The organism is Pseudoxanthomonas sacheonensis (genome assembly GCF_010093305.1).
Taxonomy (GTDB): domain Bacteria; phylum Pseudomonadota; class Gammaproteobacteria; order Xanthomonadales; family Xanthomonadaceae; genus Pseudoxanthomonas_A; species Pseudoxanthomonas_A sacheonensis.
Genome location: NZ_PDWS01000018.1, coordinates 29,534 through 43,324 on the forward strand (window position 1 = coordinate 29,534; position 13,791 = coordinate 43,324).

16 protein-coding genes are annotated in these 13,791 nt (G+C 63.6%); 9 read left to right on the top strand and 7 right to left on the bottom strand.

Annotated features, from left to right (window positions below; translation table 11 throughout):
- Positions 1–21: 21 nt before the first annotated feature.
- On the top strand, positions 22–639 hold the full coding sequence (locus tag CSC73_RS14440) for a DUF937 domain-containing protein (RefSeq protein ID WP_163841511.1): 618 nt from the start codon (positions 22–24) through the stop codon (positions 637–639).
- A gap of 287 nt (positions 640–926) precedes the next feature.
- On the opposite strand, the gene CSC73_RS14445 is transcribed toward CSC73_RS14440, so the two are convergent.
- The gene (locus CSC73_RS14445; RefSeq protein ID WP_163841513.1) at positions 927–1,322 is read right to left on the bottom strand and encodes an RNA-binding S4 domain-containing protein; all 396 of its coding nucleotides are present in this window, start codon (positions 1,320–1,322) and stop codon (positions 927–929) included.
- A gap of 92 nt (positions 1,323–1,414) precedes the next feature.
- Here CSC73_RS14445 and CSC73_RS14450 point away from each other — a divergent pair, with 92 nt between their 5' ends.
- The 3 genes from CSC73_RS14450 (at position 1,415) to CSC73_RS14460 (ending at position 2,942) form a co-directional block, all read left to right on the top strand.
- Positions 1,415–1,963 carry a hypothetical protein gene (locus CSC73_RS14450; RefSeq protein ID WP_163841516.1) on the top strand — a complete coding sequence of 183 codons (549 nt, stop codon included), beginning with the start codon at positions 1,415–1,417 and terminating at the stop codon, positions 1,961–1,963.
- Positions 1,964–2,031: 68 nt separating this feature from the next.
- Complete coding sequence (locus CSC73_RS14455) at positions 2,032–2,457, top strand: GNAT family N-acetyltransferase (RefSeq protein ID WP_163841518.1); 426 nt, start codon at positions 2,032–2,034, stop codon at positions 2,455–2,457.
- 65 nt (positions 2,458–2,522) lie between these two features.
- Positions 2,523–2,942 (top strand): GFA family protein, encoded by a 420-nt coding sequence (locus CSC73_RS14460; protein ID WP_163841520.1) that lies wholly within the window; start codon positions 2,523–2,525, stop codon positions 2,940–2,942.
- Between the two features lie 117 nt (positions 2,943–3,059).
- On the opposite strand, the gene rplS is transcribed toward CSC73_RS14460, so the two are convergent.
- The 6 genes from rplS to ffh form a co-directional block, all read right to left on the bottom strand.
- Complete coding sequence (rplS, locus tag CSC73_RS14465; RefSeq protein WP_093280946.1) at positions 3,060–3,470, bottom strand: 50S ribosomal protein L19; 411 nt, start codon at positions 3,468–3,470, stop codon at positions 3,060–3,062.
- Positions 3,471–3,789: 319 nt separating this feature from the next.
- A complete protein-coding gene (trmD, locus tag CSC73_RS14470; RefSeq protein WP_163841522.1) occupies positions 3,790–4,554 on the bottom strand; it encodes a tRNA (guanosine(37)-N1)-methyltransferase TrmD in 765 nt (254 codons plus the stop codon).
- Entirely contained in the window at positions 4,554–5,066 is a 513-nt protein-coding gene (gene rimM / locus CSC73_RS14475) for a ribosome maturation factor RimM (RefSeq protein ID WP_163841524.1), read from the bottom strand. The genes trmD and rimM overlap by 1 nt, the downstream gene beginning before the upstream one ends.
- Before the next feature lie 39 nt (positions 5,067–5,105).
- Entirely contained in the window at positions 5,106–5,369 is a 264-nt protein-coding gene (gene rpsP, locus CSC73_RS14480; RefSeq protein ID WP_093280962.1) for a 30S ribosomal protein S16, read from the bottom strand.
- 162 nt (positions 5,370–5,531) lie between these two features.
- Entirely contained in the window at positions 5,532–6,323 is a 792-nt protein-coding gene (locus CSC73_RS14485) for an aminotransferase class IV family protein (protein WP_163841526.1), read from the bottom strand.
- Positions 6,324–6,502: 179 nt separating this feature from the next.
- Complete coding sequence (gene ffh, locus CSC73_RS14490) at positions 6,503–7,873, bottom strand: signal recognition particle protein (RefSeq protein ID WP_163841528.1); 1,371 nt, start codon at positions 7,871–7,873, stop codon at positions 6,503–6,505.
- Between the two features lie 109 nt (positions 7,874–7,982).
- On the opposite strand from ffh, the gene CSC73_RS14495 reads away from it, so the two are divergent.
- The 5 genes from CSC73_RS14495 (at position 7,983) to CSC73_RS14515 (ending at position 13,743) form a co-directional block, all read left to right on the top strand.
- Positions 7,983–8,777 (top strand): cytochrome C assembly family protein, encoded by a 795-nt coding sequence (locus CSC73_RS14495; protein ID WP_163841536.1) that lies wholly within the window; start codon positions 7,983–7,985, stop codon positions 8,775–8,777.
- Positions 8,778–9,002: 225 nt separating this feature from the next.
- Positions 9,003–9,464, top strand: a complete 462-nt coding sequence (locus CSC73_RS14500) for a MarR family winged helix-turn-helix transcriptional regulator (protein ID WP_163841539.1) — start codon at positions 9,003–9,005, stop codon at positions 9,462–9,464.
- Between the two features lie 4 nt (positions 9,465–9,468).
- Positions 9,469–10,947 carry an efflux transporter outer membrane subunit gene (locus tag CSC73_RS14505; RefSeq protein WP_163841542.1) on the top strand — a complete coding sequence of 493 codons (1,479 nt, stop codon included), beginning with the start codon at positions 9,469–9,471 and terminating at the stop codon, positions 10,945–10,947.
- Positions 10,944–12,146, top strand: coding sequence for an HlyD/EmrA/EmrK family protein (locus tag CSC73_RS14510; RefSeq protein ID WP_163841545.1), 1,203 nt, complete (start codon positions 10,944–10,946; stop codon positions 12,144–12,146). The genes CSC73_RS14505 and CSC73_RS14510 overlap by 4 nt, the downstream gene beginning before the upstream one ends.
- A 7-nt stretch (positions 12,147–12,153) precedes the next feature.
- Entirely contained in the window at positions 12,154–13,743 is a 1,590-nt protein-coding gene (locus tag CSC73_RS14515) for a DHA2 family efflux MFS transporter permease subunit (protein ID WP_163841548.1), read from the top strand.
- Positions 13,744–13,791: the final 48 nt, after the last annotated feature.

A 13,791-nucleotide genomic window follows, 5' to 3' on the forward strand; every position in this document is an offset into this window, starting at 1 on the left:
CACGTCCTGGAGGACGCCGACATGAGCACCAACAGCCTCGCCGAAGAACTGTTCCAGCAATTGCAGGGCGCACCGTTGCAGCAGGTTTCCCAACAACTGGGCACCGGCCAGATGCAGACCGCCAGCGCCATCAGCGCGGCATTGCCGCTGCTGCTGGGCGCATTGGGCAAGAACACTGCCGAACCCCAGGGCGCCGAAGCCCTGTTCGGCGCCCTGCAGCGCGATCACACCGGCCTGGACCTGGGCAGCGTGCTGGGCGCGGTCCTGGGCGGCAGCGCAGCCCCGGCGGCACAGAGCAACGGTGCGGCGATCCTCGGCCACATCTTCGGCGGCGCCCAGCCGCGCGCAGAGGCCAGCCTGGGCCAGGCCACCGGCCTGGGCGGCGACAAGGCCGGTCAGCTGATGAAGATCCTGGCCCCGATCGTGCTGTCGTTCCTGGCCCAACGCTTCATGAGCCAGGGCAATGCGAATCCCAGCGGCCTCAGCCAGATACTCGGCCAGGAGCGTCAGGTCGCGCAGCAGCAGGGCGGCCTGGGCGGCGGATTGCTCGGCGCGGTGCTGGACCAAGACGGCGACGGCCAGTTGGGCCTGGGCGATCTGCTGAAGATCGGCGGCGGATTGCTGGGCGGCAAGCGCTGAGCCCGATTCTCCCTGTCATACGGAAAACGCCGGCATCACTGCCGGCGTTTTTTTGTTGCATGAAAAAAACCCGTCGTTCGACACAACAGAAATACCGTTCGTGGTGGGCCTACGAAGAGTCCCGTTCGTGGTGAGCCTGTCGAACCACGCTTTTCAAGGGAAAATCAGCTTCACGCGATTTGAGACAACTCGCAAAGAGCGTGGTTCGACAGGCTCACCACGAACGGGATGGGGGAATCCGAACAGGAGAATCCAATCCGATTTTTGTTCGGACCATCCTTCCCGGATTACAACGCGTCCAGATCCCCCAACGCCTGTATCAGCCGCCGCGCCCGTTTGTCCGGCTTGTGCTCCGGCGCGCGATAGCCGTTGCGTTCGGCGGCGCGTTGCGCGCGTACCTGTTCGCGTTGCGCGCGCGATTCTTCGCTTTCGGCATAGAGCGTCTGCGCAACGCTGGCCGGCCCGCGCTGTTCGCTGAGCGCCAGCACCTGGATTTCGAAGCGCTCCTCGCCACGCGATACCTTCAAACCATCGCCGACCCGCACCATCCGCGACGGTTTCGCGCGCTGCCCGCCCGCCTCCACTTTCCCGGTTTCCACGGCCTGCTTGGCCAGGCTGCGTGTCTTGTAGAAGCGCGCGGCCCAGAGCCAGATGTCCAGGCGGATGGAGGGGGATTCGATCATTGGAGGAGAATGATGTCGGGAAGGCGGGATATTATCCTTTGTCACGGTATGGTTGCCGTATTGACAATAGTTAGGCCTGCGAGCGCACATCTATGAGTTCTTGGGAAGCAGCACTGCCGATCGCCGACGTCGTACCGCAGGCCAATTTGGCTCGCAGCCCCGCATTCTTTCCTGTTTCGGTTACAAAATTGGCCGTAATGTCCGTGTGCACATTTGGCCTGTATCAGATTTACTGGTTTTACAAGAACTGGCGCCTGGTGAAGAGCCGCGATCAGTCGCGCATTTCTCCTCCGTGGCGCTCGGTTCTTGGCCTATTGTTTTGCTATCCGCTGTTCCGCCGAGTTCGATTCATGGCCCAGCAACAAGCGATTGCGACGCCATCTGCGGCGTTATTGTTCACCGCATGGATTGTGGCGACCCTGTTGAGCTACTCGCCTCCTCCTTACCTGCTCTTATCGTTCGGCTCAGTACTGTTCATGCTCCCGATCCAACGAGCCGTCAATCGCATCAACGCGCGCATCGCTCCTCAGCATGATCCGAACCGTCGATTTGGTGCTTTGAACATTGTAATAGTACTAGTTGGCGGTCTACTCGCCATCTTGAGTGTGATTGGCGCATTCATCGAATCGGTGCAGGCTTAACAATTCATCCAAGCCGAAGCCGCTTCGCGGCCTGGCTTAGTTCAAGCATTAGGCTTCATGGGAGCATCATGGCAATTCATTGGACGCAAACCATAGACACGGTCGATTGGGATGAGATGTCCGAGCTCTATCGCATCGCCCCTCTTGGCACCAAGAGCGGCGATTGGTTGAAGACCGCTTATTCGAACAGCATGTTCAAAAGCCTCGCGTTCGATGACGAAAGGATTATTGCTGCCGGACGCGCCGTTGCCGACGGAGTGGACTGCTCTTATCTCTGCGACATTGTGGTCCACCCTTCCTATCAGGGCTCCGGCCTTGGGAAAGAGCTCATACAAAGATTGGTTGACCTTTCCAAAGGCCATCGCAAAATCATCCTGTATGCCGTTCCTGGTCGGGAGCCGTTCTATGCCAAATTCGGCTTCCGTCGCATGAACACAGCCATGGCCATTTTTGCCGACCCGCAAAAAGCAGCAGCGGATGGATATACGCAGTGAAGCCTGGCAATTCATTCAGGCCGCTTCGCGAATCCATCTAATTCAAGTGCTCAAAGGAAAAGCTAATGAGCGACAGCGTTTCATTAGGCGGTTGCCAATGCGGCTCGATCCGCTACGAAATTTCTGGCGAGCCCCTGGATCTGTACATATGCCATTGCAGAGAGTGCCGGAAACAATCGGCTTCCGCCTTCGGCATCTCTTTCATCGTGCCGTACGCTGCATTGCGCTTGACCCAGGGAGCCCCGAAATTCTGGTCGCGGCCCACCGACACCGGCAACACGCTCGACTGCGCATTCTGCCCGGACTGCGGGTCCCGGCTATGGCATCAGCGGCGCGGTTCCACCGACACTGTCAGCGTGAAAGGCGGCTCCCTGGATGAGCCCGTCGATCTTCGGCAGGCCGTGCACATCTGGACCTCGCGCATGCTGCCTGGAGTCATCGTCCCTCAAGGCGCTGCTCAGTTCCCCGGCGAACCGGAAAATTAGCGCAGCTCTGCTGCACAGCAAGGCCCGACGACTCATTCAAGCCGAAGCGGTTCCGCATCGCATAAAGCAAAACGGCCACCCTGAGGTGGCCGTTTCGTTGATGCTGGGAAGTAACGCTTACTCTGCGGCGGCAGCGGCAGCCAGCTTGGCGGCCTTGGCCTGCTGGCCGGCGGCCAGGTCTTCCTTGATGCGGGCGGCCTTGCCTTCCAGATCGCGCAGGTAGTACAGCTTGCCCGCGCGGACCTTGCCGCGGCGCTTCACTTCCACCGAGTCGATGGTCGAGCTGTGGGTCTGGAACACGCGCTCGACGCCGAAGCCGTGCGAGATCTTGCGCACGGTGAAAGCGGAGTTGAGGCCGGCGTTCTTCTTGCCGATCACCACGCCTTCGTAGGCCTGCACGCGCTCGCGGTTGCCTTCCTTGACCTTCACGTTCACCACGACGGTGTCGCCGGGGCCGAAAGCGGGCAGTTCGCGCTTGATCTGGGCGGCTTCGAAATCAGCCAGGATGTTCATGTTGAGCTTGGTCATGGTGGCACCGTGTAAGTGTCGTGGGCGTGTCGTTCGACAACTGGAAACTGATGCAGTCACCGGATTGTGCTGCACGATATTATTGTGGGGTTCCGCCTACTCGGGTTCCGGCAGGCGAGCCGCATATTCTAACCCAAAATTTGTCGGCGGGGCAAAGGGTTAGCTGACTTTAGCCCCTCTCCCGCCGGGAGAGGGTTGGGGTGAGGGTACGGCGGAGTCCGGATGCACAAGCCGTGGCTTCCTCACCAAGTCCGCAAAGCCGCTTGCGTCTATTCCCCAAACTGCCAGCACTCCCACTCCGCCGCACCCCCATCCGGCGCTACGCGCCACCTTCCCCCGCTGGGGGAAGGGAATCTCTCCGGAACGCCTCCAGCAGCGCCCGGTCGGCTTTGGACAGGGAAGCCTCGTCCAGCAGTTCTGGTCGGCGCAGCCAGGTCCGCCCCAGGGCCTGCTGGCGGCGCCAGCGCGCGATGGCCGCATGGTCGCCGGAGCGCAGGACCGCCGGCACCTCGCCCAGGGCATGGCTGGCCGGATGGGTGAAATGGGGGCAGTCCAACAAGCCGTCGGCCTCGAAACTGTCCTGTGCCGCCGACTCGGCATCGTTCAGCGCGCCCTCCTGGAGTCTCGCCACCGCATCGATTAGCACGGCCGCGGCCAGCTCCCCGCCGGACAACACGTAGTCGCCGATGGAAATCTCTTCGTCCACCTCGGCCGCCACCAGGCGCTCATCGACGCCTTCGTAGCGACCGCAGAGCAGAACCAGGCGCGGCAGCGCGGCAAGTTCGCGGACCTTGCGCTGGGTCAAAGGCGCGCCCTGCGGCGTCAGATAGATCACCCTGGCCGGCAACTCGCTGTCCGCGCGCGCGGCCGACAGGCAGGCCTGCAACGGCTCGATCATCATCACCATGCCCGGCCCGCCGCCGAAGGGGCGGTCGTCTACCCGGCGGTAATTGCCCTCGGCATAGTCGCGCGGATTCCAGCCGTGCAGCGACAGCAGCTGGCGCTCCTGGGCGCGGCCGACCACCCCGAAACCCGCGCATTGCGCGATGAATTCGGGAAACAGGCTGACCACGTCGATTCGCATCAGAAATCCGGATCCCAATCCACGGTGATCAGGCCGGCTTCGAAATCCACCGACTTGACGAAATCCGGTTCGACGAACGGAACCATGCGGTCGCGATCGCCGCGAATCGACAACACGTCGTTGGCGCCGGTGGAAAACAGGTGCGAAACGGTGCCGAAGTCCACGCCTTCCACATTGACCACCCGGAATCCTTCCAGGTCGACCCAGTAGAATTCGCCCGCCTTGGGCGGCGGCAATGCCGAACGCGGCACATAGATATCGGTGCCGCGCATGGCTTCGACCACATCGCGGTCGGTCACGTCCGGAAACGTGGCCACCAGATGCTTGCCCGATTCCTTGCCGCGCGCGCCTTCGAACTGGCGCTCGCGGCCTGCGGCGTCGACCAGGATCCACGGCTGGTAGCGGAAGATCGCATCGCGCGGCTCCGTCCAGGACTCGATCTTGATCTGACCGCGTATGCCGAAGGCGCCGACGATCCTGCCCAGCAGGATCCGACGTTCGTTATCGCTCATGGGGGAAAAGGACGGCGCTCGACACGCCGTCCTGGCGGATCAGGCCGAAGCCTGCGCCGCGACCTTGCCCGCTTCCTTGTACAGGTTGCGGACCTTGTCGGTCATCTGCGCGCCCTGGCCGACCCAATGGTCGACGCGTGCGGTGTCCAGCTCGATGCGCTTTTCGTTGCCCGAGGCAACCGGGTTGTAGTAACCCAGGCGTTCGATGTTGCGGCCGTCGCGCGCGCTGCGCGAGTCGGTGACGATGATGTGGTAGAACGGACGCTTCTTGGCGCCGCCACGGGTAAGGCGAATCTTGACCATTGTGATGCTTTCCTGTGTTGCCCAGTCGCCATTGCGGCGCGGTGAACCGACAATTCTAAGCCATTGAATTGCGGAAGGAAACCCCGCCAACCTCTCGTTTTGTAGAGGCAAGCTTGCTCGGCTGGGCGGCCCATGGAAAGAGCAAGCCGAGCAAGCTCGGCTCTACAAGGCTTGCCAGGCTTGGGTTTCCAGGGCTTTCTGCAGAATCGACGAAAGCTTTGAGTCGGCCTCGAACTCCGTCTCATCAATACTTGCGATTGACTGGATCCCGCTGGCATTGCTGGTGAATGCAGCCCGGAACCCGCCCAACCCAGGCAGGTGGACCCGGCGAACGACTTGCGCGACCCCGGACTCCCGCAGGCCCGCCTGTAGCAATTGTTCGGACGTCCCGCGCAGTGCTGGGGCCTCGGGCCAAACTATCTGTGCCCCATCCCAGAAACCGAGGTTCCATACCGATCCTTCCGAGATCCTGCCCTCGGCATCGACGAACAGCGCATCGTCGTAGCCCTGCCCCAGCGCCAGCCGGCGGTAATGGAACAAGGGAAAGGTGCCCACATGCTTGATATGCGGCAACGGGCGCTGGAACTCGAACGATTTCACCCGCAGCGCACGGGCCGATGACGATGCAGGAGGCGATAGCGAGATCAAGACATCAGGAGCGAAGCTTCCCGCCGGCTTGCGATAGTCGAAGCTTCGCGAGAACACCGTGGCGCGCAAGGTGCAGTCCGGGTTATCGACGGTCGCCTGGCGCATTTGTTCGCGCACGGACGGAAAATCCAGTTCGGCGCCGAACAGTTCGCGTGTCGCCGCTTCCAGCCGCTTCCGGTGCAATTCCAGCCCTTGCACCGCACGGTCGCGCACCTGCATGGAAGTGAAGTGGCCATAATTGACCAGCGCGAGAGCACGCAGCTCGTCCGCATTTGCCGGTCGTCCGTTGAACAAAGCTGCGTGCATGCCGATTCCGGTTTTTTTTCAAGAAAGCTGAAAACCGTCGTTCCCGCGAAGGCGGGAATCCAGCGACTTGGCTCCTGCGAGTTCGAAGTCGCTGGATTCCCACCTTCGCAGGGATGACGGCAACAATTTTTACGTCGCGGAACTGCCGGTCCATTCCCGCACCGACGCTGGCAGGAACCTCAACGGAACGGTATACCGCCGCCACGTGCGCCCATCATGCCCTTCATGCCGCGCATCAGGCCCTTCATGCCGCCGCCGGCCAGCTTGCCCATCATTTTTTCCATCTGCTGGTACTGCTTGAGCAGACGGTTGACGTCGGCCGGCGTGGTGCCGGAACCGCGGGCGATGCGGGCGCGGCGCGAGCCGTTGAGCAATGCGGGATTGCGGCGTTCCTTCTTGGTCATCGAGCCGATGATGGCGACCATGCGCGGCACTTCCTTGCCGGTGACCTGCTGCTTCACGTTCTCGGGCACCTGGCCCATGCCGGGCAGCTTGTCCATCAGGCCGCTGATGCCGCCCATGTTCTGCATTTGCTCGAGTTGATCGCGCATGTCATTGAGGTCGAACTTCTTGCCCTTGGCGACCTTGGCCGCGAGCTTGGCGGCTTTTTCCTGGTCGACGTTCTGTTCCACCTGTTCGACCAGCGACAGCACGTCGCCCATGTCGAGGATGCGGCTGGCGACGCGGTCGGGGTGGAAGATATCCAGGCCGTCCGGCTTTTCGCCCACGCCGATGAACTTGATCGGCTTGCCGGTGACGTAACGCACCGACAGCGCCGCGCCGCCGCGTGCGTCGCCGTCGGTCTTGGTCAGCACCACGCCGGTCAGCGGCAGCGCTTCGGAGAACGCCTTGGCCGTGGTCGCCGCGTCCTGGCCGGTCATCGAATCGACCACGAACAGAGTTTCGACCGGATTGATGGCCGCATGCAGCGCCTTGATTTCCGACATCATCGCTTCGTCGATGGCCAGGCGGCCGGCGGTGTCGACGATCAGCACGTCGGCGAACGACTTGCGCGCATCGGCGATCGCGGCTTTGACGATATCGACCGGCTTCTGCGACGCGTCGGACGGGAAGAACAGCACGTCCACCTGCTGGGCCAGCGTTTTCAGCTGCTCGATGGCGGCGGGACGGTAGACGTCGGCGCTGACCACCATCACCTTCTTCTTGCGCTTTTCCTTCAGGTGCTTGGCCAGCTTGGCCACGGTGGTGGTCTTGCCCGCACCCTGCAGGCCGGCCATCAGGATCACCGCCGGCGCCGGTACGTTGAGGTTGAGGTCGGTGGCGGCCGAACCCATCACCGCGGTCAGTTCGTCGCGAACGATCTTGATCAGCGCCTGGCCGGGGGTGAGGCTCTTCAGCACTTCCTGGCCGACCGCGCGCACCTTGATGCGTTCGATCAGGGCCTGCACCACCGGCAGGGCCACGTCGGCTTCGAGCAAGGCGATGCGCACTTCGCGGGTGGCCTCGCGGATGTTTTCCTCGCTCAGGCGGCCACGGCCGCGCAGGCGCTCGATGGTGCCGGAAAGACGCTGGGTAAGGGACTCGAACATGCGCGAAAGCCGTGATCAAAAGAAGGGCGAAGTATAACGGCACCCACCCGGCCCGACTTCCCAATCGAGAACGGTTCTCGGAAACGGCGCGCTATGCCAAACTGCTGGCATGTGGATCTCGCTCGCGGCCGTCGTTTTCTATCTGCTCGCCACTGGCATGCTGGTGCGCGCGGTAGCGCAGGACCAGGTGTCCGCCAGCCGCGCTTGGCTATGGCCAGCGCTTGCTGGCGTCGCCTTGCATGGGCTCTATCACCTGCTGGTGGCCTGGCGCACACCCGGAGGCCCGGACATGCATTTCTTCTCCGCGCTGTCGCTGGTCGGGCTGGGCATGGCGGCCATGACCACGGCCGTCGGCGCGCAGGGGCGCATGGCAGGGCTGGGCGTGCTGTCTTTCCCGCTGGCCGCGGCACTGCTGATGGTCTATCACCTGTATGGCCATGAGCCCTCACCCGGCCTGGATTGGCGTCTGCAGCTGCACGCCTGGATGGCTTTGCTGGCCTACGCGACGCTGGCGATCGCCGCACTGCTGGCGGTCATGCTGTGGGCACAGGAACGCGCGCTGCGCCGCCGCGAGTTCCATGCCTGGTTACGCGCCCTGCCTCCGCTGACCGAGCTGGAAGAACTTCTGTTCCGCACCATCAGCGTCGGCTTCCTGTTGCTGACCGCGACCCTGCTGACCGGCGTGCTGTTCGTGGAAAACCTGTTCGCCCAGCACCTGATCCACAAGACCGTGCTCAGCGTGCTGTCCTGGCTGGCCTTCGGTGCCTTGCTGATAGGCCGCTGGCGCTACGGCTGGCGCGGCAACAAGGCGGTGCGCTGGACCCTTACCGCCATGGCACTGCTGCTGCTGGCCTTCTTCGGCAGCAAGTTCGTGCTGGAACTGGTTCTGGAGCGGGCCAGTTAGGCAATCGGACTCGCAGGAGCTGCGTAAGCTGCGACCGAACATTACCGGCGTGGCACGGATCCGCATGTGCCTTCAACATCGCAGCTTACGCAGCTCCTACAAGGGCTGGATCGCATTCCTGGTAGTCAGACCTCCGGCGGACCTCGCTTGCCGCGACGCAGCATTTCTTTGCTGAAACAATATTTGCCTTGACAATTATTGCACGGGCGAGGATATTTGCCCGCCATGAGCCCCTCCTCCCACACCCCTGAAGCCAACATGGGCCTGCTTTTCCGGCAGGTCCGCGACGCCATGTGGGCCGACATGGCCCGCGAAATGGCCGCCGCCGGGCATGAACTCACCTACAGCCAATTCGTGACCATCAAGCGTCTGGCCACGGATTCGTCCGACGGGGTTACCGACCTGGCCCGCTGGGCGCAGGTCAACCCGGGCGCCATGACGCGACTGCTGGACAAGCTGGAAACCCGTGGCCTGTTACGGCGCATCGCCGACCCCGGCGACCGTCGCGCACTCCACATCGTGCTGACCGATGCGGGCCAAGCCATCTGGTCCGACATCCAGCACTGCGGCGAGCGCGTACGCGCCCGTGCCATGCAGGGCCTGGATGACGGCGAACGCGAACAGCTGTTCCGCCTGCTGAATCAGGTTTTGCAGAACCTTACGCCCCCTACCGCCAACGACGATTGATCCCATGCGCATTCCCCTCTCTGCGCGCGGCCTGAGGCCGGCGCTTTCCGTATTGGCTCTCGGCCTGTTGCTGGCCGGTTGCGCCAGCACCCATGGCCTGGAACCCAAGACCGCGCTGCGGGATGCGGACACTTTGTCCTCCAGTCGCAGCCTTTCCAGCGGCGCGCTCAGCGCGGCCGATTTCCCGCGTCAGGACTGGTGGAGCGCGCTCGGCGATCCGCAGCTGGACGCACTGATCGACGAAGCCTTGCAAGGCACACCGTCGCTTGAAGCCGCCGACGCACGCCTGCGCAAGGCGCAGGCCCAAGCCGGGCTGGCCGATGCGGAACGCAAGCCGACGCTGAGTGCAAGCGGGCAGTATTCGGGCGTGCAGTTGCCCGAAACGCTGGCGCCGGAACCGTTGGGCGGTTCGTACATCGGCAGCACGGTGCTGATGCTGAACTTCAAGTACGGATTGGATCTGTGGGGCGGCAAGCGCGCGCAGTTCGAAGCCGCGGTCGGCCAGGCCAAGGCGGCCGAAGTCGATGCACAGGCGGCGCGCCTGACGCTGTCTTCCAACATCGCCCGCACCTATGTCGGGCTGGCCCAAGCCTACGCGGCGCTGGACGTAGCCACGCGCGAGCACGAACGCGCCACGCATCTGCGCAGCCTGGGCGAACAACGGGTCAAGGCGGGCCTGGACAACCAATTGCAGCTGCGCCAGGCCGAAAGCACCATCGCCAGCGCCGAACAGCAGGCGCAAGCGGCGCAGCAGCAGATCGACATGGCGCGCACCGCGCTGGCTGCATTGCTTGGCCAGGGCCCGGACCGCGGACTGGCGATTGCCCGCCCGACGGTGTTGCAAGCGCGCACTCCCGTAGTGCCGCAAGTGTTGCCCAGCGAATTGCTGGGGCATCGTCCGGACGTCGTTGCAGCGCGGTGGCGCGTGGAAGCCGCAAGCCGCGGCATCGACGCAAGCAAGGCATCGTTCAAACCCAGCATCAATCTCAGCGCGATCGTGGGCCTGGCTTCGGGTGGGCTCTCGGATCTTTTCAGCAGCGATGCGTTGCTGGGTCTCGGCGGCCCCGCCATCAGTCTGCCGATTTTTGATGGCGGACACCTGCGCAACCAACTGGACGCAAGCGATGCGGATTACGACCTGGCCGTCGCCAACTACAACCAGTCGCTGGTCGGCGCGCTGCACGAAGTCACCGATGCGCTGCAGAGCGCGCGTTCGCTCGATCGACAGATCGAAACCTCGCAACGGGCGCTGGCCGCTGCGAAGTCGGCCTGGGACCTTGCGCAGACCCGCTACCGCGCCGGCCTTGGCACGCAGCTCGACGTGCTGGCCGCGCAACGCCCGCTGCTACAGCTGGATCAACAGATCGCGGCGCTGCAGGCGCAGCGGCTCAACGCAGGCATCGACCTGGACCGCGCCCTGGGCGGTGGTCTGATTTTCGAACAACCCCACACCTCCATCGCCAATACCACGGCCACGCCATGACTTCCAAGATCAATCCCGAAGCTTCCACTCCCGCCGCCGCACCCGCCGCGCCGAAGAACAGCAAGCGCAAGCGCGCGCTGGGCATCGTCGCGTTGCTGGTGATCGTGGGCGCCATCGCCTGGCTGGCCTACTACCTGATGTACGCGCGCTGGCACCAGGACACCGACGACGCCTACGTGCAGGGCAACGTGGTCGCCATCGTGCCGCAGACAAGCGGCACCGTGATCAGCATCGATGCCGACGACGGCATGAAGGTCGAGGCCGGGCAGACGCTGGTGCACTTGGATGCCAACGACGCGCAGGTCGCCTACGATCAATCGGTCGCGAATCTGGCCGGCACCGTGCGCCAGGTCCGCGGCTTCTACAGCAGCGTCGATGCCGGCCAATCGGATCTGCGCGCACGCGAAGTCGCGGTGGCGCAGGCGCGCGCCGACGTGGCCCGTCGCAGCGGCCTGGTGGCCAGCGGCGCGGTTTCCAGCGAAGAGTTGGCGCATGCGCGCGACGTGCTCGCTTCGGCCGAAGCGGCGCTTGGCAGCTCGCGCGGCAACTTGTCGCGCAGCCGCGCGCTGGTCGACGCCACCACCCTGTCCAAACAGCCGCAGGTGCAGGTGGCGGCCTCTCAGCTTCGCCAGGCGTATTTGAATCTGCAGCGCTCGGCCATCGTCGCGCCCGTTTCCGGTTACGTGGCCAAGCGCCAGGTGCAACTGGGCCAACGCGTACAGCCTGGCACCACCTTGATGACCATCGTGCCGCTGGAACAAGTGTGGGTGGAAGCCAACTTCAAGGAAACCCAGCTCGGCCATATGCGTATCGGCCAGCCGGTCGAAGTGCATTCGGATCTGTACGGCAGCGACGTGGAATACAACGGCAAAATCGCTGCGCTCGGGCTAGGCACCGGCAGTTCGTTCTCGCTGCTGCCGGCGCAGAACGCCAGCGGCAACTGGATCAAGATCGTGCAACGCGTTCCCGTGCGCATCGAACTGGATCCCAAGCAGCTTGCCGAGCATCCGCTACGCCTGGGCCTGAGCATGAGCGTGGACGTGACCGTGCGCGATCAAGCCGGTCCGTCACTGGCCCTTGCGCGCAAGGACGTGAAGCCGATCCTGGCCACGCTGGCCTACCAGCGACAGCTGGCCGACGCCGATGCGCTGATCGCACGGATCATCGAAAGCAACCTGCCCGCTTCCGCACGCAACTGATCCGCACATGGCCACCATCGCAACAGAGGAAGAAAGCTTCGGCCTGCCGGCGACGCCGGAGCCGGCGGCCAGGCCGTTCGCGCCGCCGAACCTGGCGCTGACCACCATCGGCCTGGCGCTGGCCTCGTTCATGCAGGTGCTGGACACCACCATCGCCAACGTCTCGTTGCCGACCATCTCCGGCAACCTGGGCGCCAGTTCCAATCAGGCGACGTGGGTCATCACCTCGTTCGCTGTGAGCAACGCCATCGCGCTGCCGCTGACCGGCTTCATGGTCCGCCGCTTCGGCGAACGCAAGGTATTCATGTGGGCCACGCTGGCTTTCGTCATCGCCTCGCTGCTGTGCGGACTGGCCAACAGCATGGGCCTGCTGGTGGCGGCGCGCGCGTTGCAGGGTTTCGTCTGCGGCCCGATGTATCCGGTGACCCAGGCGCTGCTGATCTCCATCTATCCACCGCAGAAACGCGGACAGGCCATCGCCTTGCTGGCCATGGTCACCGTGGTCGCACCCATCGCCGGACCCATTCTGGGCGGCTGGATCACCGACAACTACAGCTGGGAGTGGATCTTCTTCATCAACATTCCCATCGGTATCTTCTCCAGCATCGTGGTCGGCCGGCAATTGAAGGGCCGCCCGGAAAAACTGGAACGCCCGAAGATGGACTACATGGGCCTGTCGATGCTGGTGCTGGGCGTGGGCGCGCTGCAGATCCTGCTGGACCTGGGCAACGACGAGGACTGGTTCAATTCGACCAAGATCGTCGCCCTTTCGCTTATCGCGGCGGTCGCATTGACGGTGTTCGTGATCTGGGAACTGACCGACAAGGATCCCATCGTCAACCTGCGTCTGTTCCGTCATCGCAACTTCGCGGCGGGCACGATCGCGATGGTCATGGCGTACGCGGCGTTCTTCGCCGTCGGCTTGCTGGTGCCGCTGTGGCTGCAGCGCAATCTGGGCTACACCGCCATCTGGGCGGGTTTCGCCAGCGCGCCGATCGGCATCCTGCCGGTGCTGCTGACGCCGTTCGTGGGCAAATACGCGACCAGAATGGACTTGCGCTGGTTGGCCACGTTCGCCTTCATCGTCATGGCCGCAACCAGCTTTTTCCGCTCGGGCTTCAATCTTGAAGTCGATTTCGAACGAGTCGCGATGATACAGCTGGTGCAGGGACTGGGCGTCGCCTTGTTCTTCATGCCGGTGCTGACCATCCTGCTGTCCGATCTGGAGCCGCACGAGATCGCGGCAGGCTCAGGGTTGGCGACCTTCGTGCGAACGCTGGGTGGCAGCTTCGCCGCGTCGTTGACCACCTGGGCGTGGAGCCAGCGCACGACCATTCATCACGCGCAGTTGACCGAACACATATCCGCTTACGACCCGGCGACGATGCAGACCGTGCAGACGCTGGGCAACGGCGACGTGCAGCGCGGCGCGGTGGTGTTGAACCAGATGATTTCGCAACAGGCCACGCAGATCGGCTTCAACGAGGTCTTCCACCTGCTGGGAATCCTGTTCCTGGCGGTGATCCTGTTCGTGTGGTTCGCGCGGCCGCCGTTCGCTGCGAAGATGGGTGGTGGCGCTGCCGCTGGCGGCCATTGACGTTGCCGCTGTAGGAGCGACGCGAGTCGCGAAGCCCTCGGCGATCGG